This is a genomic window from Occultella kanbiaonis (assembly GCF_009708215.1).
GTDB lineage: Bacteria > Actinomycetota > Actinomycetes > Actinomycetales > Beutenbergiaceae > Occultella > Occultella kanbiaonis.
Genome location: NZ_CP046175.1, coordinates 1,200,362 through 1,220,742, shown reverse-complemented (window position 1 = coordinate 1,220,742; position 20,381 = coordinate 1,200,362). Strand labels below are relative to the sequence as shown.

At 69.3% G+C, this 20,381-nt stretch carries 17 protein-coding genes and 1 tRNA gene; 6 read left to right on the top strand and 12 right to left on the bottom strand.

What is annotated here, in order from left to right:
• Nucleotides 1-70: 70 nt before the first annotated feature.
• From GKS42_RS05325 to GKS42_RS05285, 9 genes are all read right to left on the bottom strand, one after another.
• Nucleotides 71-3,961: a DNA-directed RNA polymerase subunit beta' gene (locus GKS42_RS05325; protein WP_154792906.1), complete on the bottom strand. Its 3,891-nt coding sequence runs from the start codon at nt 3,959-3,961 to the stop codon at nt 71-73.
• Nucleotides 3,962-4,059: 98 nt separating this feature from the next.
• The gene (gene rpoB / locus GKS42_RS05320; RefSeq protein ID WP_154792905.1) at nt 4,060-7,578 is read right to left on the bottom strand and encodes a DNA-directed RNA polymerase subunit beta; all 3,519 of its coding nucleotides are present in this window, start codon (nt 7,576-7,578) and stop codon (nt 4,060-4,062) included.
• Between the two features lie 341 nt (nt 7,579-7,919).
• Nucleotides 7,920-8,309: a 50S ribosomal protein L7/L12 gene (gene rplL, locus GKS42_RS05315; RefSeq protein ID WP_154792904.1), complete on the bottom strand. Its 390-nt coding sequence runs from the start codon at nt 8,307-8,309 to the stop codon at nt 7,920-7,922.
• Nucleotides 8,310-8,375: 66 nt separating this feature from the next.
• Nucleotides 8,376-8,903, bottom strand: coding sequence for a 50S ribosomal protein L10 (gene rplJ, locus GKS42_RS05310; protein WP_154792903.1), 528 nt, complete (start codon nt 8,901-8,903; stop codon nt 8,376-8,378).
• A gap of 375 nt (nt 8,904-9,278) precedes the next feature.
• A complete protein-coding gene (gene rplA, locus GKS42_RS05305; protein ID WP_154792902.1) occupies nt 9,279-9,983 on the bottom strand; it encodes a 50S ribosomal protein L1 in 705 nt (234 codons plus the stop codon).
• Nucleotides 9,984-10,086: 103 nt separating this feature from the next.
• Nucleotides 10,087-10,518: a 50S ribosomal protein L11 gene (rplK, locus tag GKS42_RS05300; RefSeq protein WP_154792901.1), complete on the bottom strand. Its 432-nt coding sequence runs from the start codon at nt 10,516-10,518 to the stop codon at nt 10,087-10,089.
• A 106-nt stretch (nt 10,519-10,624) separates the two neighbouring features.
• Nucleotides 10,625-11,434: a transcription termination/antitermination protein NusG gene (nusG, locus tag GKS42_RS05295; protein ID WP_154792900.1), complete on the bottom strand. Its 810-nt coding sequence runs from the start codon at nt 11,432-11,434 to the stop codon at nt 10,625-10,627.
• A 147-nt stretch (nt 11,435-11,581) separates the two neighbouring features.
• On the bottom strand, nt 11,582-12,205 hold the full coding sequence (secE, locus tag GKS42_RS27015; protein ID WP_435529662.1) for a preprotein translocase subunit SecE: 624 nt from the start codon (nt 12,203-12,205) through the stop codon (nt 11,582-11,584).
• Nucleotides 12,206-12,262: 57 nt separating this feature from the next.
• Nucleotides 12,263-12,335: transfer RNA gene (locus GKS42_RS05285), tRNA-Trp, on the bottom strand.
• 176 nt (nt 12,336-12,511) lie between these two features.
• Here GKS42_RS05285 and GKS42_RS05280 point away from each other — a divergent pair.
• From GKS42_RS05280 to GKS42_RS26750, 3 genes are all read left to right on the top strand, one after another.
• Nucleotides 12,512-14,044 carry a sensor histidine kinase gene (locus GKS42_RS05280; protein WP_168217762.1) on the top strand — a complete coding sequence of 511 codons (1,533 nt, stop codon included), beginning with the start codon at nt 12,512-12,514 and terminating at the stop codon, nt 14,042-14,044.
• On the top strand, nt 14,041-14,700 hold the full coding sequence (locus GKS42_RS05275) for a response regulator transcription factor (RefSeq protein WP_154792898.1): 660 nt from the start codon (nt 14,041-14,043) through the stop codon (nt 14,698-14,700). Before GKS42_RS05280 ends, GKS42_RS05275 begins: the two co-directional genes overlap by 4 nt.
• Nucleotides 14,701-14,919: 219 nt before the next feature.
• Nucleotides 14,920-15,471, top strand: coding sequence for a hypothetical protein (locus tag GKS42_RS26750; RefSeq protein ID WP_154792897.1), 552 nt, complete (start codon nt 14,920-14,922; stop codon nt 15,469-15,471).
• 94 nt (nt 15,472-15,565) lie between these two features.
• On the opposite strand, the gene GKS42_RS05265 is transcribed toward GKS42_RS26750, so the two are convergent.
• Nucleotides 15,566-15,955, bottom strand: a complete 390-nt coding sequence (locus GKS42_RS05265; protein WP_154792896.1) for a hypothetical protein — start codon at nt 15,953-15,955, stop codon at nt 15,566-15,568.
• A 222-nt stretch (nt 15,956-16,177) separates the two neighbouring features.
• Between GKS42_RS05265 and GKS42_RS05260 the strand changes: the two genes are divergently transcribed.
• Nucleotides 16,178-16,729, top strand: coding sequence for a hypothetical protein (locus GKS42_RS05260; protein WP_154792895.1), 552 nt, complete (start codon nt 16,178-16,180; stop codon nt 16,727-16,729).
• A gap of 92 nt (nt 16,730-16,821) precedes the next feature.
• On the opposite strand, the gene GKS42_RS05255 is transcribed toward GKS42_RS05260, so the two are convergent.
• Complete coding sequence (locus GKS42_RS05255) at nt 16,822-17,178, bottom strand: hypothetical protein (protein ID WP_154792894.1); 357 nt, start codon at nt 17,176-17,178, stop codon at nt 16,822-16,824.
• An 82-nt stretch (nt 17,179-17,260) separates the two neighbouring features.
• A complete protein-coding gene (locus GKS42_RS05250; protein ID WP_154792893.1) occupies nt 17,261-18,511 on the bottom strand; it encodes a phosphotransferase family protein in 1,251 nt (416 codons plus the stop codon).
• A gap of 83 nt (nt 18,512-18,594) precedes the next feature.
• On the opposite strand from GKS42_RS05250, the gene GKS42_RS05245 reads away from it, so the two are divergent.
• Together GKS42_RS05245 and GKS42_RS05240 are read left to right on the top strand one after the other, a co-directional pair.
• Complete coding sequence (locus GKS42_RS05245) at nt 18,595-19,671, top strand: adenosine deaminase (RefSeq protein ID WP_210769314.1); 1,077 nt, start codon at nt 18,595-18,597, stop codon at nt 19,669-19,671.
• Nucleotides 19,668-20,375 carry a lipase family protein gene (locus GKS42_RS05240; protein WP_154792891.1) on the top strand — a complete coding sequence of 236 codons (708 nt, stop codon included), beginning with the start codon at nt 19,668-19,670 and terminating at the stop codon, nt 20,373-20,375. The genes GKS42_RS05245 and GKS42_RS05240 overlap by 4 nt, the downstream gene beginning before the upstream one ends.
• The last annotated feature ends 6 nt before the right edge of the window (nt 20,376-20,381 follow it).

The following is a 20,381-nucleotide window of genomic DNA, read 5'->3' as shown; positions in this document are numbered from 1 at the left end:
CGGACACACGAATGGTCCGGCATCCTTCGCGGGATGCCGGACCATTCAGTGGTCGATCAGGTCGTACGACTCAGCGGAAGTCCGCCTCGAAGCCGCGGCCCAGGTCGAGCTCCTCGAGCGCGATCGCCTCGCCGGAGCCCTCGGAGACCGGCGTGTAGTCGATCTCGTCGTAGCCGAAGCTCGGGTAGATCTCGGCCTTCGCGGCCTCGGTCGGCTCGACGCGCACGTTGCGGTAGCGCGGCAGGCCGGTCCCGGCCGGGATGAGCTTACCGAGGATGACGTTCTCCTTCAGACCCAACAGGGAGTCCGAGCGCCCGCTCATCGCGGCCTCGGTCAGCACCTTCGTGGTCTCCTGGAACGACGCCGCGGACAGCCACGACTCGGTCGCCAGCGAGGCCTTCGTGATCCCCATCAGCTCGGGACGACCCGAAGCCGGCTGGGCACCCTCGGAGACGACCCGACGGTTCTCGTCCTCGAACCGCGAACGCTCTGCCAGCTCACCCGGCAGCAGCCGGGACTCGCCGGAGTCGAGCACCGTGACCCGACGCAGCATCTGCCGGACGATGACCTCGATGTGCTTGTCGTGGATGTCCACACCCTGGGAGCGGTAGACCTCCTGGACCTCGTCCACGAGGTGCTTCTGCACCGCGCGCGGACCGAGGATCCGCAGCACCTTCTTCGGGTCAACCGCACCGGCGACCAGCTGCTGACCGACGGCGACGTGATCACCGTCGTGCACCAGCAGCCGCGACCGCTTGGTGACCGGGTAGGCGATCTCCTCGCTGCCGTCGTCGGGCGTGATCACCAGGCGACGCGAGCGCTCGCTCTCGTCGATGGCGATGCGGCCGGCGATCTCTGCGATCGGGGCCTCACCCTTGGGAGTGCGGGCCTCGAACAGCTCGGTCACACGGGGCAGACCCTGCGTGATGTCCTCGGCGCTCGCCACACCACCGGTGTGGAAGGTCCGCATCGTCAGCTGGGTGCCGGGCTCACCGATGGACTGGGCCGCGATGATGCCGACCGCCTCACCGATGTCCACCAGCTTGCCGGTGGCCAGCGAGCGGCCGTAGCACTTGGCGCAGGTACCGACGCGGGACTCACAGGTGAGCACCGACCGGACCTTGAGCTGCTCCACACCGGCCTCGATGAGCTTGTCGAGGAGCACGTCACCGACGTCGTCACCACCCTGGCCGAGCACCTCGCCGTCGGGCGAGGAGACCGAACCAGCGAGGCTGCGCCCGTAGACGCTGGTCTCGACGGTGTCCGCGCGGCGCGCCTGCCCGCTGGGCGTGCGCTCCAGGATCGGCAGCGTCAGACCCCGCTCGGTCCCACAGTCGTCCTCACGGATGATGACGTCCTGCGACACGTCCACGAGACGACGGGTCAGGTAGCCCGAGTCGGCCGTCCGCAGGGCGGTGTCGGCAAGACCCTTCCGGGCACCGTGGGTGGCGATGAAGTACTCGACCACCGACAGACCCTCGCGGTAGTTGGACTTGATCGGCCGCGGGATGATCTCACCCTTGGGGTTGGCGACCAGACCACGCATACCGGCGATCTGACGCACCTGCATCCAGTTACCACGGGCACCAGAGCCGACCATCCGGTTCACCGGGTTGGTCTTCGAGAAGTTCTCCCGCATGGCTCCGGCGACCTCGTCGGTGGCCTGGTTCCAGATCTCCACGAGCTCCTGACGACGCTCGTCGTCGGTGAGCAGGCCGCGGTCGTACTGGCCCTGGACCTTCGCGGCCTTCGCCTCGTAGCCCTCGAGGATCTGCGCCTTGTTCGACGGCGTCGCGACATCGGAGATCGAGATGGTCACGCCCGAGCGGGTCGCCCACTTGAAGCCGGCCTCCTTGAGCGCGTCCAGGCTGGCCGCGACGACCACCTTGGGGTAGCGCTCGGCGAGGTCGTTGACGATCCCGGACAGGACCTTCTTGTCCACGATCGTGTTGATGAACGGGTAGTCCACCGGCAGGGCCTCGTTGAACAAGGACCGACCGAGCGTGGTCTCGAACAGGATCGCGTCGCCCTCGGCGTAGCCCTCCGGCGCCTCCCAGCCCTCCGGCGGGACCAGGTCGGTCAGTCGCAGGGTGATCTTCGCGTTCAGGTCGAGCTCACCCGCGTCGAAGGCCATGAAGGCCTCCGCCGGGGAGGTGAACGCCCGGCCCTCGCCGAGCCCGTCCTCACGGTCCGAGGTCAGGTGGAACAGACCGATGATCATGTCCTGGGAGGGCATGGTCACCGGACGACCGTCCGACGGCTTGAGGATGTTGTTGCTCGAGAGCATCAGGATGCGGGCCTCGGCCTGCGCCTCCGAGGAGAGCGGCAGGTGGACGGCCATCTGGTCACCGTCGAAGTCGGCGTTGAACGCGCCACACACCAACGGGTGCAGGTGGATCGCCTTACCCTCGACCAGCTGCGGCTCGAAGGCCTGGATGCCCAGGCGGTGCAGCGTCGGTGCCCGGTTCAGCAGCACGGGGTGCTCGGTGATGACCTCTTCGAGCACGTCCCACACGACGGAGCGCGCGCGCTCCACCATGCGCTTGGCGCTCTTGATGTTCTGCGCGTGGTTGAGGTCCACGAGCCGCTTCATGACGAACGGCTTGAAGAGCTCGAGGGCCATCTGCTTGGGCAGGCCGCACTGGTGCAGCTTGAGCTGCGGGCCGACCACGATGACGCTACGGCCGGAGTAGTCGACGCGCTTGCCGAGCAGGTTCTGACGGAACCGGCCCTGCTTGCCCTTGAGCATGTCCGAGATCGACTTGAGCGGACGGTTGCCCGGGCCGGTCACCGGACGACCACGGCGGCCGTTGTCGAACAGCGAGTCGACGGCCTCCTGGAGCATCCGCTTCTCGTTGTTGACGATGATCTCGGGTGCGCCGAGGTCCAGCAGTCGCTTCAACCGGTTGTTGCGGTTGATCACGCGGCGGTAGAGGTCGTTCAGGTCGCTGGTCGCGAACCGGCCACCGTCGAGCTGCACCATCGGACGCAGGTCCGGCGGGATCACCGGGATGCAGTCCAGCACCATGCCGAGCGGCGAGTTGTTCGTCGTCAGGAACGCGTTGACGACCTTGAGCCGCTTCAGGGCGCGGGTCTTGCGCTGGCCCTTGCCGGTGCGGATCGTCTCGCGAAGCGACTCGGACTCCGCCTCGAGGTCGAAGGTCTCCAGACGCTTCTGGATCGCGCCGGCCCCCATCGAACCCTCGAAGTAGTTGCCGTAGCGGTCCTGCAGCTGGCGGTACAGCATCTCGTCGCCCTCGAGGTCGGCGACCTTGAGGTTCTTGAACCGGTCCCAGACCTGCTCGAGGCGGTCCAGCTCGTTGTCCGCACGCTTGCGGATCTGAGCCATCTCGCGCTCGGCGGAGTCCTTGACCTTGCGGCGCGCGTCGGCCTTGGCACCCTCGGCCTCGAGCTCGGCCAGGTCGGCCTCGAGACGCTCGCTGCGGTTGGCGACATCGAGGTCGCGACGCTTGGAGATGTCGGCCTTCTCCAGGTCGATCTCGTTCTGCAGACTCGGCAGGTCCTCGTGACGACCATCGGTGTCGACCGAGGTGATCATGTAGGCCGCGAAGTAGATGACCTTCTCGAGGTCCTTCGGCGCCAGGTCGAGCAGGTAGCCCAGGCGGGACGGGACACCCTTGAAGTACCAGATGTGCGTCACCGGCGCGGCGAGCTCGATGTGGCCCATCCGCTCGCGGCGGACCTTGGAGCGGGTCACCTCGACGCCGCAGCGCTCACAGATGATGCCCTTGAAGCGCACGCGCTTGTACTTGCCGCAGTAGCACTCCCAGTCCCGGGTGGGGCCGAAGATCTTCTCGCAGAAGAGTCCGTCCTTCTCGGGCTTCAGGGTGCGGTAATTGATGGTCTCCGGCTTCTTGACCTCACCGTGCGACCAGGCGCGGACCTCGTCCGCGGTCGCGAGACCGATACGTAGCTCGTCGAAGACGTTGACGTCGAGCAATTTTCCTACTTCCTTCGGTGTAACACCGTGTGGAACCAATCAGGATGAGGGGGCCGTCAGCGGTCGGGTCACGTGGACCCGACCGCTGACGGGGCCGCTCAGATCTCTTCGACGCTGCTCGCGTCGGGACGGCGGGAGAGGTCGATACCGAGCTCTTCAGCGGCCCGGTACACCTCCTCGTCGGTGTCACGCATCTCGATCGAGGTCCCGTCGGAGTTGAGCACCTCGACGTTCAGGCACAGCGACTGCATCTCCTTGATGAGCACCTTGAAGGACTCGGGGATGCCCGGCTCGGGGATGTTCTCGCCCTTGACGATCGCCTCGTAGACCTTCACGCGGCCGGGGACGTCGTCGGACTTGATGGTGAGTAGTTCCTGCAGCGCGTAGGCGGCGCCATAGGCCTCCAGGGCCCACACCTCCATCTCGCCGAACCGCTGACCACCGAACTGCGCCTTACCACCCAGCGGCTGCTGCGTGATCATCGAGTACGGACCCGTCGAACGCGCGTGGATCTTGTCGTCCACCAGGTGGTGCAACTTGAGGATGTACATGTAGCCAACGGCGATCGGCTCCGGGAACGGCTCGCCGGAGCGGCCGTCGAACAGCCGCGCCTTGCCGGTCGCGTCCACGAGCCGGTCCCCGTCCCGGGTGGGGGTCGTGGAGTCCAGCAGGCCCGTCAGCTCGTCCTCGTGCAGACCGTCGAAGACCGGCGATGCCACGGGCGTGCCGGGTGCGCCCTTGAGCGCCTCCGGGGCGAGGTTCTTCGCCCACGCCGGGACCTTCCCGTTCTTGGCATCCTCGATGCCGGCCTCCCAGCCCTGCTTCGCAACCCACCCGAGGTGGGTCTCGAGGACCTGGCCGACGTTCATCCGGCCGGGCACGCCGAGCGGGTTCAGGATGATGTCCACCGCAGTGCCGTCCTCGAGGAACGGCATGTCCTCGATGGGCAGGATCTTCGAGATGACACCCTTGTTGCCGTGGCGGCCGGCGAGCTTGTCGCCGTCGGTGATCTTGCGTCGCTGCGCGATGTAGACGCGCACCAACTGGTTCACACCCGGGGGCAGCTCGTCGCCGTCCTCGCGGTTGAACTCACGCACCTCGATCACCGTGCCGGACTCACCGTGGGGCACCTTGAGCGAGGTGTCGCGCACCTCGCGCGCCTTCTCACCGAAGATCGCGCGCAGCAGGCGCTCCTCCGGGGTCAGCTCGGTCTCACCCTTCGGGGTGACCTTGCCGACCAGCACGTCGCCGGCGCCGACCTCGGCACCGATGCGGATGATGCCGCGCTCGTCGAGGTCAGCGAGGACCTCGTCGGAGACGTTCGGGATGTCCCGGGTGATCTCCTCCGGTCCCAGCTTCGTGTCGCGGGCGTCGACCTCGTGCTCCTCGATGTGGATCGAGGAGAGGACGTCGTCCTGGACCAGACGCTGGGAGAGGATGATCGCGTCCTCGTAGTTGTGACCCTCCCACGACATGAACGCGACCAGCAGGTTGCGCCCGAGGGCGAGCTCGCCCTCATCGGTGGCGGGGCCGTCCGCGAGCACGGAGCCGACCTCGACCCGGGCGCCCTCTTCGACCAGCACACGCTGGTTGTAGGAGGTGCCCTGGTTGGAGCGACGGAACTTGGCCACCCGGTAGGTGAACGTGGAGGCGTCGTCCTGGGCCACGACGATCGCGTCCGCGGAGACCTCCTGCACGACACCCGGCTTCGTGGCCACGATCACGTCACCGGCGTCGACCGCGGCACGGCGCTCCATGCCGGTACCCACGAGCGGGGCCTCGCTGCGGACCAGCGGCACGGCCTGGCGCTGCATGTTCGCACCCATGAGGGCGCGGTTCGCGTCGTCGTGCTCGAGGAACGGGATCATCGCGGTGGCGACGGAGACCATCTGACGCGCGGAGACGTCCATGTAGTCCACGTTCTCCGCGGCGATGTCCAGCGTGTCCCCGCCACGGACCCGGACCAGCACGTCGGACTCGGCGAAGTGGCCGTCCTCGGTGAGCGGGGCGTTGGCCTGCGCGATGACGTAGCGGTCCTCGTCATCGGCGGTGAGGTAGTCCACATCGTCGGTGACGCGACCCTTGATGACCTTGCGGTACGGGGTCTCGACGAAACCGAACGGGTTGATGCGGGCGTACGTCGCCAGCGAACCGATCAGACCGATGTTCGGACCCTCAGGGGTCTCGATCGGGCACATCCGGCCGTAGTGCGAGGGGTGGACGTCACGGACCTCCATGCCGGCGCGGTCACGGGACAGACCACCCGGGCCGAGCGCGGACAGGCGACGCTTGTGCGTCAGACCCGCGAGCGGGTTGTTCTGGTCCATGAACTGCGAGAGCTGGCTGGTCCCGAAGAACTCCTTGATGGAGGCCACCACGGGGCGGATGTTGATCAGGGTCTGCGGCGTGATCGCCTCGACGTCCTGAGTCGTCATCCGCTCGCGGACCACGCGCTCCATCCGGGACAGCCCGGTACGCACCTGGTTCTGGATCAGCTCACCGACGGCGCGGATGCGGCGGTTGCCGAAGTGGTCGATGTCGTCGGTCTCGACGCGCACGGCCACCTCCTTGCCGTCCTTCAGGCCCGGGATCTCGACCTCGCCCTTGTGCAGCGCGGCGAGGTACTTGATCGTGCCGACGATGTCATCGCGGGAGAGCACCGAGTCGTCGATCGCAGCGTCGACGCCGAGCTTCTTGTTCACCTTGTAGCGACCGACCTTCGCCAGGTCGTAACGCTTGGCGTTGAAGTAGAAGTTGTCGAGCAGCGCCGTGCCGGCCTCGACCGTGGGCGGCTCGCCCGGGCGAATCTTGCGGTAGATGTCGAGGAGTGCCTCGTCCTGGGTGTGGACGCTGTCCTTCTCGAGCGTCTCCAGTACGGACGGGTACTCCGCGAAGGACTCGCGGATCTCGCTCTCGGTCATGCCGAGGGCCTTCAGGAAGACCGTGACCGACTGCTTCCGCTTGCGGTCGACGCGCACGCCGACGGCGTCCCGCTTGTCGATCTCGAACTCGAGCCACGCGCCACGGGACGGGATCACCTTGGTGGTGAAGATGTCCTTGTCGGACGTCTTGTCCGGGGTGCGCTCGAAGTACACGCCGGGCGACCGGACGAGCTGTGAGACGACGACCCGCTCGGTACCGTTGATGATGAACGTGCCGCGCTCGGTCATGAGCGGGAACTCGCCCATGAAGACCGTCTGCGACTTGATCTCGCCGGTCGTGTAGTTGACGAACTCCGCCGTGACGAACAGCGGCGCGGAGTAGGTGAAGTCCTTCTCCTTGCATTCGTCTGCGGTGTACTTCGGCGGCTCGAACCGGTGGTCCCGGAACGACAGCGACATCGTCGCCCCGAAGTCCTCGATCGGCGAGATCTCCTCGAAGATCTCCTCGAGTCCGGAGGTCATGGTGACGTCGTTGTTGCCCGAGTCGACGGCAGCCTGTACCCGCGCCTGCCACTCCTCGTTACCGAGCAGCCAGTCGAAGCTGTCGGTCTGCAGCCCGAGAAGGTCGGGTGCTTGGAGAGGCTCGTGGATCTTTGCGAAGGAGACCCGGCGAGAGGCGGTACGTTGGGCGATGGCGTCGGTGGTCGGAGCAGAAGGGGTGCGCGAGGCAGCCAAGAGGGGTCCTTCCCTACGAATTGTGTGCACGCGCGCCGGACCACCCCGAACAAACCCCGCCCGAACTTCGCCCGGGCCAGACATCGCGCACGCGGACGTGTGAGATGGACCCGGTTCGGGAAGCGTGTGCTGGGGGCAGAAGACAGCGCAAAGCGACAGCATAGCCACTTTGGCTACGTCTGTCCAGTGGCGACGAGGCCCGCACCGGAATCGGTGCGGGCCTCGTCATTGTGGCCTCGTTATTGGCGTGGCCGGGTAACGCGGGCGAGCTGCCCGGCTCCGTGTGCCCGGTGTCGTTGCCTTGCGGCGCGAACCGGCGGAACTGAGCACCCGCCGTCAGATCACTTGACGGTGACGGTGGCGCCGGCGCCTTCGAGGGCTTCCTTCGCCTTCTCGGCGACGTCCTTCGCCACGCCCTCGACGATCGCCTTGGGGGCGCTGTCGACGAGGTCCTTGGCCTCCTTCAGGCCGAGGCTCGTGAGGGCGCGCACCTCCTTGATGACCTGGATCTTCTTGTCGCCGACGGAGTCGAGGATGACGTCGAACTCGGTCTGCTCCTCGGCCTCGTCCTCGCCGCCACCGGCGGCGGGGCCGGCGGCGACCGCAACGGCGGCCGGAGCGGCGGCGGTGACCTCGAAGGTCTCCTCGAACTGCTTCACGAACTCGGAGAGCTCGATCAGGGTGAGCTCCTTGAAAGCGTCAATGAGCTCGTCGGTGCTGAGCTTCGCCATGATGGCGTTCCTTCCTGTTGGTCCTGCTTGCGGAGAAGCAGTGTGTGGTTGGTCGAAGACCGGGCCTCAGGCCGCGGACTCCGTCGCCTGCTTCTCACGCAGGGCTTCGATGGTGCGCACCGCCTTGGCAGCGGGAGCGTTGAAGACGTAGGCCGCCTGGTGCAGCTTCGCCTTGAACGCGCCGGCCGCCTTGGCCAGGAGCACCTCGCGGGACTCGAGGTCCGCGAGTTTGGTGACGTCCGCGGACGTCAGGGCGCGCCCGTCGAGGACACCACCCTTGATGACCAGCTTGGGGTTCGCCTTGGCGAAGTCACGCAGGCTCTTCGCCGCCTCGACCGGGTCACCGGAGATGAAGGCGATGGCCGACGGCCCGGTGAGCTCGCCATCGAACGCGTCGATGCCGGCTTCCTTGGCCGCAATGCCGGTGAGCGTGTTCTTCACCACGGCGAAGCTGGTGGTACCGCCGAGATCGGTGCGCAGCGCCTTGAGCTGGGCCACCGTGAGCCCGCGGTACTCGGTCAGCACAGCGGCCGTGGACTGGCGGAACTTCTCCGTCAGTTCGGCAACTGCTGCCGCCTTGTCAGGCCGTGCCATGGGCCCTCCTTCCGAGATGTGCCGCGAAGGTCGAGGGCGCACATACGGAAAGAACCCCGCGCAGATGCACGGGGTTCGGATTCGGAACGCTGACGCTCCGGCACTTGATCGAACTCGTTCACCTGCGCTGGCTCCGCATCTGCGGACTTGGCCCCGTCGTGTGACGGGCGACCGGCGGTCTTGGGCAGGTGCCACTCTACACAGCCCTTCGTGCCCGACCAAATCGCGGGGCCTGTGTGATGCATCACCGACCGCCCCGGCCGCCTGGTGGTCCGGACGCAGACGGCCCGGTCCCTCCGATGGAGGGACCGGGCCGCGGGTGCGACGTACGGGGATCCGGCCGGCGATCAGACCTGCGGATCACCGCGGCGGGGCTCAGGCGGTCTCGACCGCCAGCTTCCCCGGGTCGATCGCGATACCGGGGCCCATGGTCGTGCTCAGCACGGCCTTGGTGATGTAGCGGCCCTTGGAGGACGCGGGCTTGAGGCGCATGACCTCCTCGTAGGCGGCCGTGTAGTTCGCCAGCAGCTGCGCCTGGTCGAACGAGACCTTCCCGATGATGAAGTGCAGGTTGCCGTGCTTGTCCACCCGGAAGTCGATCTTGCCGCCCTTGATGTCGGTCACGGCCTTGGTGACGTCCATGGTGACGGTGCCGGTCTTCGGGTTCGGCATCAGGCCACGGGGCCCGAGCACGCGGCCCAGACGACCGACCTTGCCCATCAGGTCCGGCGTGGCCACGGCCGCGTCGAAGTCGGTGTAGCCGCCGGCGACCTTCTCGATGAGCTCGTCGCCACCGACCTCGTCGGCGCCGGCCGCGATGGCCTGCTCCGCGCGGTCACCGGTGGCGAACACCAGGACCCGAGCGGTCTTGCCGGTGCCGTGCGGGAGGTTCACGGTGCCGCGAACCATCTGGTCGGCCTTACGGGGGTCGACCCCGAGCCGGAACACGACCTCGACGGTCGAGTCGAACTTCGTCGCGGCACCCTTGCGGGCAACCTCGATGGCCTCCGCCGGGGCGTAGACGTGGTCGGCCTGCACGAGTTCGGCGGCCTTGCGGTAATCCTTGCTGCGCGTAGTCATCTGCTTCTCCTTCATGTGAGCAGTCGTGGTGCGGGCCCGCGCGGGCCCTTCCACTGTGCGGTGCGCGTGACGCTCACCGCGGGGATGGATCAGGGACGGGGGTTCAGTCCTTGACGGTGATGCCCATGGAACGGGCGGTGCCGGCGATGATCAGCGACGCGGCGTCGAGATCGTTGGCGTTGAGGTCCTCGAACTTCGTCTGGGCGATCTCGCGGACCTGATCCTTGGTCAGCGAGCCGACCTTGGTGGTGTGCGGGGTACCGGAGCCCTTGGCCACGCCGGCGGCCTTCTTGATGAGCTCGGCGGCCGGCGGCGTCTTCGTGATGAACGTGAACGAGCGGTCCTCGTACACGGTGATCTCGACCGGGATGACGTTGCCGCGCTGCGACTCGGTCGCCGCGTTGTAGGCCTTGCAGAACTCCATGATGTTCACGCCGTGCTGACCGAGCGCGGGGCCGATCGGCGGCGCGGGGTTGGCCGCGCCGGCCTGGATCTGGAGCTTGATGAGGCCGGTGACCTTCTTCTTGGGGGGCATGCTCTACTGCTTCCTGTTGGTGGGCCGACGCCTTGGGCGATGACCCGGTTGCACGACCTTGCGGTCAGGACCCACGATGGCGGGGCCCTTGCTCGGGTGAGCGGGCTCAGATCTTGGCGACCTGGTTGAACGACAGTTCGACGGGAGTCTCGCGGCCGAAGATCGAGACCAGCACCTTGAGCTTCTGGCCCTCGGCGTTGATCTCGGAGATGGTGGCGGGCAGGGTGTCGAACGGGCCGTCGGTGACGGTGACCGACTCGCCGACGGTGAAGTCGACCTGCACGGCTGGGCTGGCGGCGGGGGCGCGTCCACCGGTAGCGGTCGGGGCCTTCTGCTCCACCGTCGTGGCAAGCATCGACATGACCTCGTCGAGGCTCAACGGGACCGGGGAGTGGGTGTGCCCCACGAAGCCGGTGACACCCGGGGTGTGCCGCACGGCGCCCCAGGACTCGTCGGTCAGATCCATCCGCACCAGCACGTAGCTGGGGATCCGCACCCGGCGGACCACCTTGCGCACGGAGTTCTTGATCTCGACGACCTCCTCCATGGGCACCTCGACCTGGAAGATGTAGTCCTCCATGTTGAGGGACTGGATCCGGGACTCGAGGTTGACCTTCACGCGGTTCTCGTAGCCGGCGTAGGAGTGGATCACGTACCAGTCACCGGGAAGCGAGCGCAGCTCACGGCGGAACGCGACCAGCGGGTCCTCGTCCTCGTCCTCGACTGCGGCCTCGTCCACTGCGTCGGCCTCATCCACTGAGTCAGCCTCGTCCACTGCGTCGGCCTCGCCGTCGGACACGGCCGAGTCCTCGGCGATGTCCGCGGAGTCCGCACCGTCGCCGGAGTCCACGCCCTCGGCGCCGACCTCCTCGACGACGTCGACCGTCTCGTCCACGTCGCGGGTCTCTTCAGACACGTCCTGACCTGCTTCCCTCGTCTTGTCCTGCTCGATGATCCTGCATGCTTCGTCGAGATCGGAACCTTCCCGACCTCGCCATTGTCCCGCTTCGTACCGCCGGCGCCATACCGGAGTTGTCTCCGGGCAGCCGGGGTGGCCGCTGCGCTAGGCGCCGAACGCCCAGAGCACCAACTTGCCGATCGCGAAGTCCAGCACACCGACGTATGCCATGACGATCAGCACGAACACCACGACAACGGCGATGAACGTCAGCAGCTCCGACCGGGTCGGGGTGACGACCTTCTTGAGCTCGGCGATGACCTGGCGGACGAAGAGTGCGATCCTCGCGAACACGTTCGGCCGCACCTCACGCTCGGCCTCCGCGCGACTGCGAGTCGCGCGGCCCTTGCCGGCACTCGCCGACGCGGCCACGGCCTTGCTCGAGGAGGACCGAACCGGGGACTTCGATGAGCCGGACCCGGTCGCCGTCTTCTCGGCGGAGTCCGATGCGGCGCGCTTGGCCCGGCTGCTGCGGCTCGAGGTGGCCGCGGCCTGCTCGGTGGAGGTCTCGTCGTCGCTCGTACCGGCGTCCTCGGCTTCGTCCTCGGCGGGGACCTCGGACTCGTCGTCAGCGGGGACCTCGACGTCGCTGGGCTCGTCCACCGAGTCCTCGCTCGCGTCCGCAGAGCCGACGGCGTCACCCGAGGTGACGCCCTCCGTGGGGTCGGTGACGTCGCCACGTTCGCCGCTGTCGGGTTCGCCCGACTCCGGGTTCGTGGGTGTGCTCACAGATGTTCCCCAACTCGTTCGTGTGTGCTGGCTCGACCGGCGATCGAGCGAGAAGTGCAGGGCAGGAGGGACTCGAACCCTCAACCGCCGGTTTTGGAGACCGGTGCGCTACCAATTGCGCCACTACCCTTTGCGATGCGAGCCGCCCGGACTGCGGACCACGACCCCTCGCGGGCGTGTTCCATCATGGTGGGCGTCAACCACCTCGGACGAGTGTACGGGAGTCCGCGCCATGGGTCGAACCCGTGTGCCGCGCCTCACCCTCGCCCGCCAGCGCCAGAGCCGCGCCTACGGGATAATCGACCGATGGCCACCCGACGCTCCCGCCTGCGCGCTTCGGTGCGCACCCGGGTTCTGGTCGCCCTCGTGCTGCTGACCACCCTCACCGTGGCCTTGGCCGGCACGACGGCCTACATCCTCGAGTCGCAGCGCATCGACGGTCGCATCGAGGCTGTCTTGAAGGATTCGATGACGGAATTCGAGACCCTGTCCCGGGAAGGCATCGACCCCGCGACCGGGGAACCCTTCGCAACCGCCCGCTCCCTACTCCACACGGCTCTGAGCCGAATGGTGGTGCAGGAGAACGAAGCCATGTTCGCGATGCTCGGCTCCGAAGTGGACCAGGTTGCCGATGTCGGTCCTACCCAGCGCTGGCTTGCTGAGGACCCTGGTCTCGTCGCCGCGATCGCTGAAACTGCAAGCTGGGAGGAGCAGCCGATCCGCCAGGTTGCTACCGATGCGCGCAATTACATGGTTGCCACGGTGCCGGTCGCACCCGAGCCTGGTGGCGTGCCCGGTGCGCTTGTGCTCGCTTGGGACCTCGATGCAGAGACGGCGGCGCTGGGAGAGACGTTCCGCACCTACGCCCTGGTCGCGCTCGGCGCGATCGTCTGGATGGCCATCATCGGCTGGTTCGTGGTCGGTAGCCTCCTCGAACCGATCAAGCTCCTGCGGACGACCGCTGCCGAGATCTCCAGTTCCAGCGACCTCTCGCGGCGGATAGCGGTGGTAGGCAACGACGACCTAGCCGTGCTGACCGAGACCGTGAACAGCATGCTGGCTCGCCTGGAGGATGCGTTCGGGTCCCAGCGCCAGCTGCTCGACGACGTCGGGCACGAGCTGCGCACGCCGCTGACCATCGTCCGCGGTCACCTCGAACTCATGGATCCCACGGACCCCGCGGACGCCGCCGCCACCAAGGAGCTCGTCCTCGACGAGCTCGACCGGATGAACGGCCTGGTGGAGGACCTGGTCACGCTGGCGAAGGCGGGCCGACCCGACTTCGTCATGGCCGAACCCACGGACATCGCGCTCCTCACCGACGAGGTCCTCACCAAGGCCCGCACGCTCGCGGACCGCCGCTGGGTCCTCGACGGTCTCGCGGATGTCACCGCCGAGATCGATCCCCGCCGGACCACCCAGGCACTGCTCCAGCTCGCGTCGAACGCGGTGAAGTTCTCCGAGCCGGGGTCCACCATCGCCCTGGGCAGCTCGGCGACGGACACCGAGGTCCGGCTCTGGGTCCGGGACGAGGGCGTCGGGATCGCACCGCAACACCTGGACAGGATCTTCGACCGCTTCGAACGCGCCGGTAGCCCCGCCGAGGGCTCCGGTCTCGGCCTGACCATCGTGCGCTCGATCGCCGTCGCGCACGGTGGCCGCGCGGCGGTCGAGTCCAGGCTCGCCAAGGGCACCACGGTCAGCATCTACCTGCCCCTCGTGGCAGAGTCCGAGAAGGCCGACTCCGAGTCGGCCGATTCGGACGTCACCCACGAACCGCCCGAGCCCCCCTCCCCCGCCGGCGACGCGCCGAGCACCACCGCCCTGGAGCGCCGATGAGCCAGATCCTGATCGTTGAGGACGAGACCCGGATCTCGTCGTTCGTCGCGAAGGGGCTGCGGTCGGCCGGGTACGCGCCGACCGCCGTCACCACCGGGCGGGAGGCGGTGGACCTCGCGAGCACCGGCGACTTCGATCTCATGATCCTCGACCTCGGCCTGCCGGACATGGACGGCTTCGCGGTGCTGCGCCAGGTCCGCGCGATGAACGTCACCTTCCCGGTGATCATCCTGACCGCACGGAACTCGGTCACCGACACGGTGGCCGGCCTGGAGAGCGGCGCCGACGACTACATGGCCAAGCCGTTCCGGTTCGAGGAGCTCCTCGCGCGGGTCCGCCTGCGGCTGCGGTCCGAGGGTGGTGCCGCCGAGCCCACGACGCTCGTGCACGGCGACCTCTCCCTGGACCTGCGCTCCCGTCGTGCCCGCGCCGGAAGCACCGAGGTGGACCTCTCGGCGCGGGAGTTCACCCTCGCCGAGACGTTCCTGCGCAATCCCGGGCAGGTACTGACCCGCGAACAGCTGCTCTCCCGGGTCTGGGGCTACGACTTCGATCCGGGCTCGAACGTCGTGGACGTGTACGTGCGCTATCTGCGCAAGAAGCTCGGTGCGGAGCGCTTCGAGACGGTGCGCGGGATGGGCTACCGGCTGCGCTGACGCCGCGGCGGCGCTCCGGCGGATGCCGTCCGACGGCGTCGGTGCCGCACACACGAGGCGCAGGGCCCGACGGCGTCGGTGCCGTGCGCCTGAGGCTGACGATGCGACCGTCTGCGGTCCGTACCGCATGCGGAACGCCCGACGGCGTGGGTGCCGTCGGGCGTTCGTCGGTGAAGTCCTGGTGTGTGCGCCGGCCGGCGCCGGGGTCAGTCGCCGGAGTTGGCCGACGGGGCGCTGGCCGGGCTGGCCGGTGAGGCCGGGCTCTGCGCGGACACCGGACTCGCCGCGGACACCGGCGACGGAGCCGAGACCGGGCTCGCCACCGGCGACGGAGCGGACACCGGCGACGGAGCCGAAACCGGGCTCGCCGGCGCCGACTGGGCCGACACCGCGCTGATCGCGGTCACCGCCGAGACCGCACTACCCGGATCCACCGTCGCCGGATCCGTCGCGACCGGCGCAGGAGACGCCGGCGCCGGAGCAGCCGGCGCCGCTGGAGAAGGCGCCGAAGGAGCCGCCGCCGACACCGCCGACCCGGTCTGCGTCACCGACTGCTCCGGAGCCGGAGCCGGACCCATCGAGTCGGCCGACGCAGCGACCGCCCCACCGGCCACAGCCACAACACCCAGCGTCCCCGTGACGATCCATGCGGTGCGCTTGTTCATGATGCTCTCCTCCACGTTCCCGAGATCCCACAACAGGACCCAGATCCACTTGCTGACACCCATCACAGTTCCGTGCACCGATGAGGCCACAAGGAGACCAAGATGAAAGCTCTCTCACCCGCGACGAGGGCTCAGGCCGGCGCCGGGCACACGAACGCCGGGTGGCCCCGACGGGTGGCCACCCGACGTCGTGATGAACCTCAGTCCCCCGAGTCGGCGGACACGGCCGAGACCGCGGATGCGGCGGACACTGCCGAGACCGGTGAGGCCTGTGCCACCGGCGACGGCGCGGAGTTCGTCGGTGCCGGTGCCGGTGCCGGGGCGGGGGCGGGGGCCACCGTGGCCGGTGCGGCGGGACTTGGCGCGCTGACGACGGTCACGGCACTGCCCGGATCCACCGTTGCGGGGTCGGTGGGGGCGGGCGCCGGTGCCGGTGTCTCCACCGGCGAGGGCGACTGGCTGGGCACTGTGATGCTCACGCCGGGCAGGTCGTCCTCGGTGCGGTTGTCGGCCGCCGCGGCGATCGACGCACCAGCCACACCCACGACGCCCAGTGCCCCGGTGACCATCCATGCGGTTCGCTTGTTCAACTCTCGCTCCTCGTTCGTGCGCCGCGATCGGCGGCTCTCGACTGCGTCAAGTCTCGGGACGGTTGATGAGACGTTGAGGAGCAGATGATGAGAGAACTCTCATCTTCGGGACCCGGGCACCACAGCGGCCATGCGGAACGCCCGACGGCGTGGGTGCCGTCGGGCGTTCGTCGGTGAAGTCCTGGTGTGTGCGCCGGCCGGCGCCGGGGTCAGTCGCCGGAGTTGGCCGACGGGGCGCTGGCCGGGCTGGCCGGTGAGGCCGGGCTCTGCGCGGACACCGGACTCGCCGCGGACACCGGCGACGGAGCCGAGACCGGGCTCGCCACCGGCGACGGAGCGGACACCGGCGACGGAGCCGAAACCGGGCTCGCCGGCGCCGACTGGGCCGACACCGCGCTGATCGCGGTCACCGCCGAGACCGCACTACCCGGATCCACCGTCGCCGGATCCGTCGCGACCGGCGCAGGAGACGCCGGCGCCGGAGCAGCCGGCGCCGCTGGAGAAGCCGCCGAAGGAGCCGCCGCCGACACCGCCGACCCGGTCTGCGTCACCGACTGCTCCGGAGCCGGAGCCGGACCCATCGAGTCGGCCGACGCAGCGACCGCCCCACCGGCCACAGCCACAACACCCAGCGTCCCCGTGACGATCCATGCGGTGCGCTTGTTCATGATGCTCTCCTCCACGTTCCCGAGATCCCACAACAGGACCCAGATCCACTTGCTGACACCCATCACAGTTCCGTGCACCGATGAGGCCACAAGGAGACCAAGATGAAAGCTCTCTCACCCGCGAACCACGAACGCCCGACGGCGGGTGCCGTCGAGCGTTCCTGGTCGGGCGCCTGCGCGGGGGTGGGTTGATCCGGGTCAGTCGGCGGAGCCCGCGGACCGAGCCGACTCGACCGAGGCGGGGGTCTGGGCCGAGACCGGTGAGGCCTGAGCCACCGGTGACGGCGCGGACGGTTCGTCGTCGGTGGCCGCCGGATCGGACGCCGACGCGGCGGTGATCGCGGTCACGGCGCTGAGTGGGGCCACGGTCGCCGGGTCCTGCGACGCAGGGTCGGTGAGGTCACCCGTCACTGCCTGACCGTGCTCCGGCGCCGTGATGCCGACGCCCGGCAACGACTCGTCGCCGATCGGGTCCCAGACGAGTGCGATCGACCCTCCGGCCATCCCGGCGAGGCCAAGGGCTCCGGTCACCATCCATGCCGCTCGCTTGCGCATGCGTCGCCTCGCTCTCCTCCTCGGACGGATCCAGCCTGCCACGCGAGGATGAGAACTCGCTGAGCCCCGGATGAGAGAACTCTCATGTTCGCTGCCGTGCCTCGGCGTGCCACTCCTCCGCGACCGCGAGCCGCGCCACCCCCTGTTCCGGGGAGGTCCCGGCCGCGAGGGAGAGCACCACGGCCGCGGTGCGCGCCCGCAGCTCCACGGGATCCGCCCGCGTCTCGAAGTAGGCCGTCCACTCTTGGAGGATCCCGGGTACGTGCGCGTAGACGCGCGGCGCGAGCGCGGGCAGCACGGCCACGTGGCCGAGCAGGGTGCCCAGGTCGTCCGCGCGCCGCCCGGGACCGAGCGAGTCCACGTCGATGACGGCGGTGACCTCACCGTCGGCCGTGAACACGTTCGCCTCGTAGAAGTCGCCGTGCGTGGGTACCGGTGGCCGGTCCGGGCTCCGCGCGAGGAGGCCGGCGACACCGGTCTCGAGGCGGGTGATCCGGTCCGCCTCTCCCGGCAGCGCGGCCCGGGCGGCCTCGGCGTGGAAGTCGATCCGATCCGCCCAGGACGGGCGGGCCGGAAGGTCGGTGACCGCAGCCGGGAGCGAATCCAGCCAGGACTCGAGCACCTCGGGTCCGGGCAGCCCGGCCGGGTTGCTCAGCGCCCCGGCGATCGCCTCGGCCAGGGCATGACCCGGTGCCCGCTCGGTCACGAGCACCCCCGGCCCTGGTTGAGCCAGGACCCGCGGCGCGGGCACGCCCGCCTCGGTCAGCACCTCGTGCCGGCGACGCAGGGCGTCGACCCGCCGCGGCGCCAGCACCTTCACGAACACGGCGTCGGTGCCGGCACCCGCGCGCAGCACCGCGCGCCGGCTGGGCCGGTAGCTGACCAGGTCGAGCCGGACCGGACCGGCCGGATCGCGTCCGATGTCGGTGAGCCACCGCCCCACCGTCTCGGCGTCGCACGCCTGCGCCAGGCCCGGCAGTGCCGGGTCGTGCGGATGGCGCCAGACCCGCACCTGCCTGTCGCCGTCCTCGAGCAGGGCCACCTGATCGGACTCGGGCAGCCGCGGCGCCGTGCTCGCGACGAGGTACTCGTTGACGCGACCGCCGCCCCCGTCGTAACCGACGCGGTAGCCGACGGAGACCCCGGCGCCCGGGCGGTGGTGGACCCGGTCGACCTCCACGGACAGGTGCAGTTGCACGGTCACCGGAGCCGCGCCGTCGGCGGGGGTGATCCCGAGCAGCGCGGCCCGCACGATGTCGACGCGACCCGGGCCGGTGAGATCCTCGAGATCGCGTGACTCACGGGCGGCCGTGCTCGGCTCCGACGTCTCCATGCCGCCCATCTCACCACCTCCCGATCGACGTCGACGTGAGGTCCGCATGAGAGAACTCTCATCCTCGTCCTAGAGTGACGAACGTGCCCCGCGATCTCCGTCTCCTGCCCAAGGCGCACCTGCACCTGCACTTCACCGGCTCGATGAGCCCGGCGGCCCTCACCGAGCTCGCCGCGGAGCGTCGCATGCAACTGCCGGAGGCGCTGCGGGAGACCGTCGCCGGTGACCCGCTCCGGCTCCCGGCCAACGAGCGCGGCTGGTTCCGGTTCCAGCGCATGTACGACGCGGCCCGGGCCGTGGTCCGCAGCGAAGCGGCCATGCGCCGGATCGTCCGGGACGCGGCCGCGGCCGATGCCGCCGAGGGATCCAGGCGCCTCGAGCTCCAGGTCGACCCGACCTCCTACGCCCCGTTCGTGGGCGGCATCACCCCCGCCCTGGAGATCGTCACCGACGAGGCCGCGGCCGCGAGCGCGGCGACCGGGGTCGAGGTCGCGATCATCATCGCGTGCTCGCGGATGAGGCACCCGTTGGAGGCCAGGACCTTGGCCAGGCTCGCGGCACGGCACGCCGACGACGGTCCCGGCGGGGTGATCGGCTTCGGTCTCAGCAACGACGAGCGGCGCGGGGAGACGTCGGACTTCGCCGCGGCCTTCCACATCGCGGCCCGCGCCGGCCTGGCCCTGGTCCCCCACGGTGGCGAGCTCCTCGGGCCCGAGCACGCCGCTCAGGTCGTGGCCCACCTGCACCCGGACCGCCTCGGTCACGGGGTCCGGGTCAGCGAGGACCCGGCTCTGCTCGAGAAGGTGGTCGCCGACGGAATCGCCTTCGAGGTGTGCCCGGCCTCGAACGTCTCCCTCGGGGTGTACGCGACCCCGGCCGAGGTGCCGCTGCGCACCCTCGTCGACGCCGGCGCGACGATCGCCCTCGGTGCGGACGACCCGTTGCTGTTCGGCTCGAGGCTGCTGGCCCAGTACGAGAGCGCACGGACGGTGCACGGCTTCGACGACGCCGAGGTGGCCGAGCTCGCGCGTGGCTCGATCCGGGCCTCCCGCGCCTCCGATTCCTCGAAGCGCGCCATGCTCGCCGACGTGGCCGCCTGGTTGGCCGCGCCGGAGCCGACCCGTCGTCCAGCCGGGGGCGACGGCCCGGGCACGGCATGAGGCGCCTACCCCTCGCAGCACGCCGGGCGGCGGCCTGGGCCGCCGACTACGCCTACGCCGTCGGCCGGATCGCCCACTCGCTGGTGACGCGCGAGCCCCGGTGGGCACGGACGCCACGGCGCGGAGCTGGCGTTCCGGTGGTCCTGGTGCCAGGCGTCTACGAGTCCTGGCGGTTCCTGGAACCGCTGGCCGGGCGTCTGCACGATGCCGGACACCCCGTCCACGTCGTGCGCGAGCTCGGCCTCAACCATGCGGACGTGCGGACCGGCGCCGACGTCGTCGCGAGGCACCTGGCGAGGCTCGCCCTGCCCGGCGTGGTCCTCGTGGCACACAGCAAGGGCGGCCTGATCGGCAAACAGGTGATGCTCGACGGCGTCGCAACGGTTGGCGTGCCCGGCGCGCCCCGGGTGCTGGGCATGGTGGCCGTGAACACGCCGTTCGCGGGCTCGTCCTACGCGCGCTACCTGCCGGTCGCGGCCGTGCGGGCGCTCTCCCCCGCCGGCGTGCGCAGCCTCGGCCGGCAACGCGCCGTCGACGCCGCGATCACCTCGGTGCATGCCTCCTGGGACCCGCACATCCCGGGCGGCAGCGAACTGCCCGGTGCCCGCAACGTCCGGGTCCCGGTCAGCGGCCACTTCCGCATCCTCGGGGACCCCCGGGTCCAGGACACGATCGTGGCGGCCGTCGCCGACTACGCCACCTGACGTCCC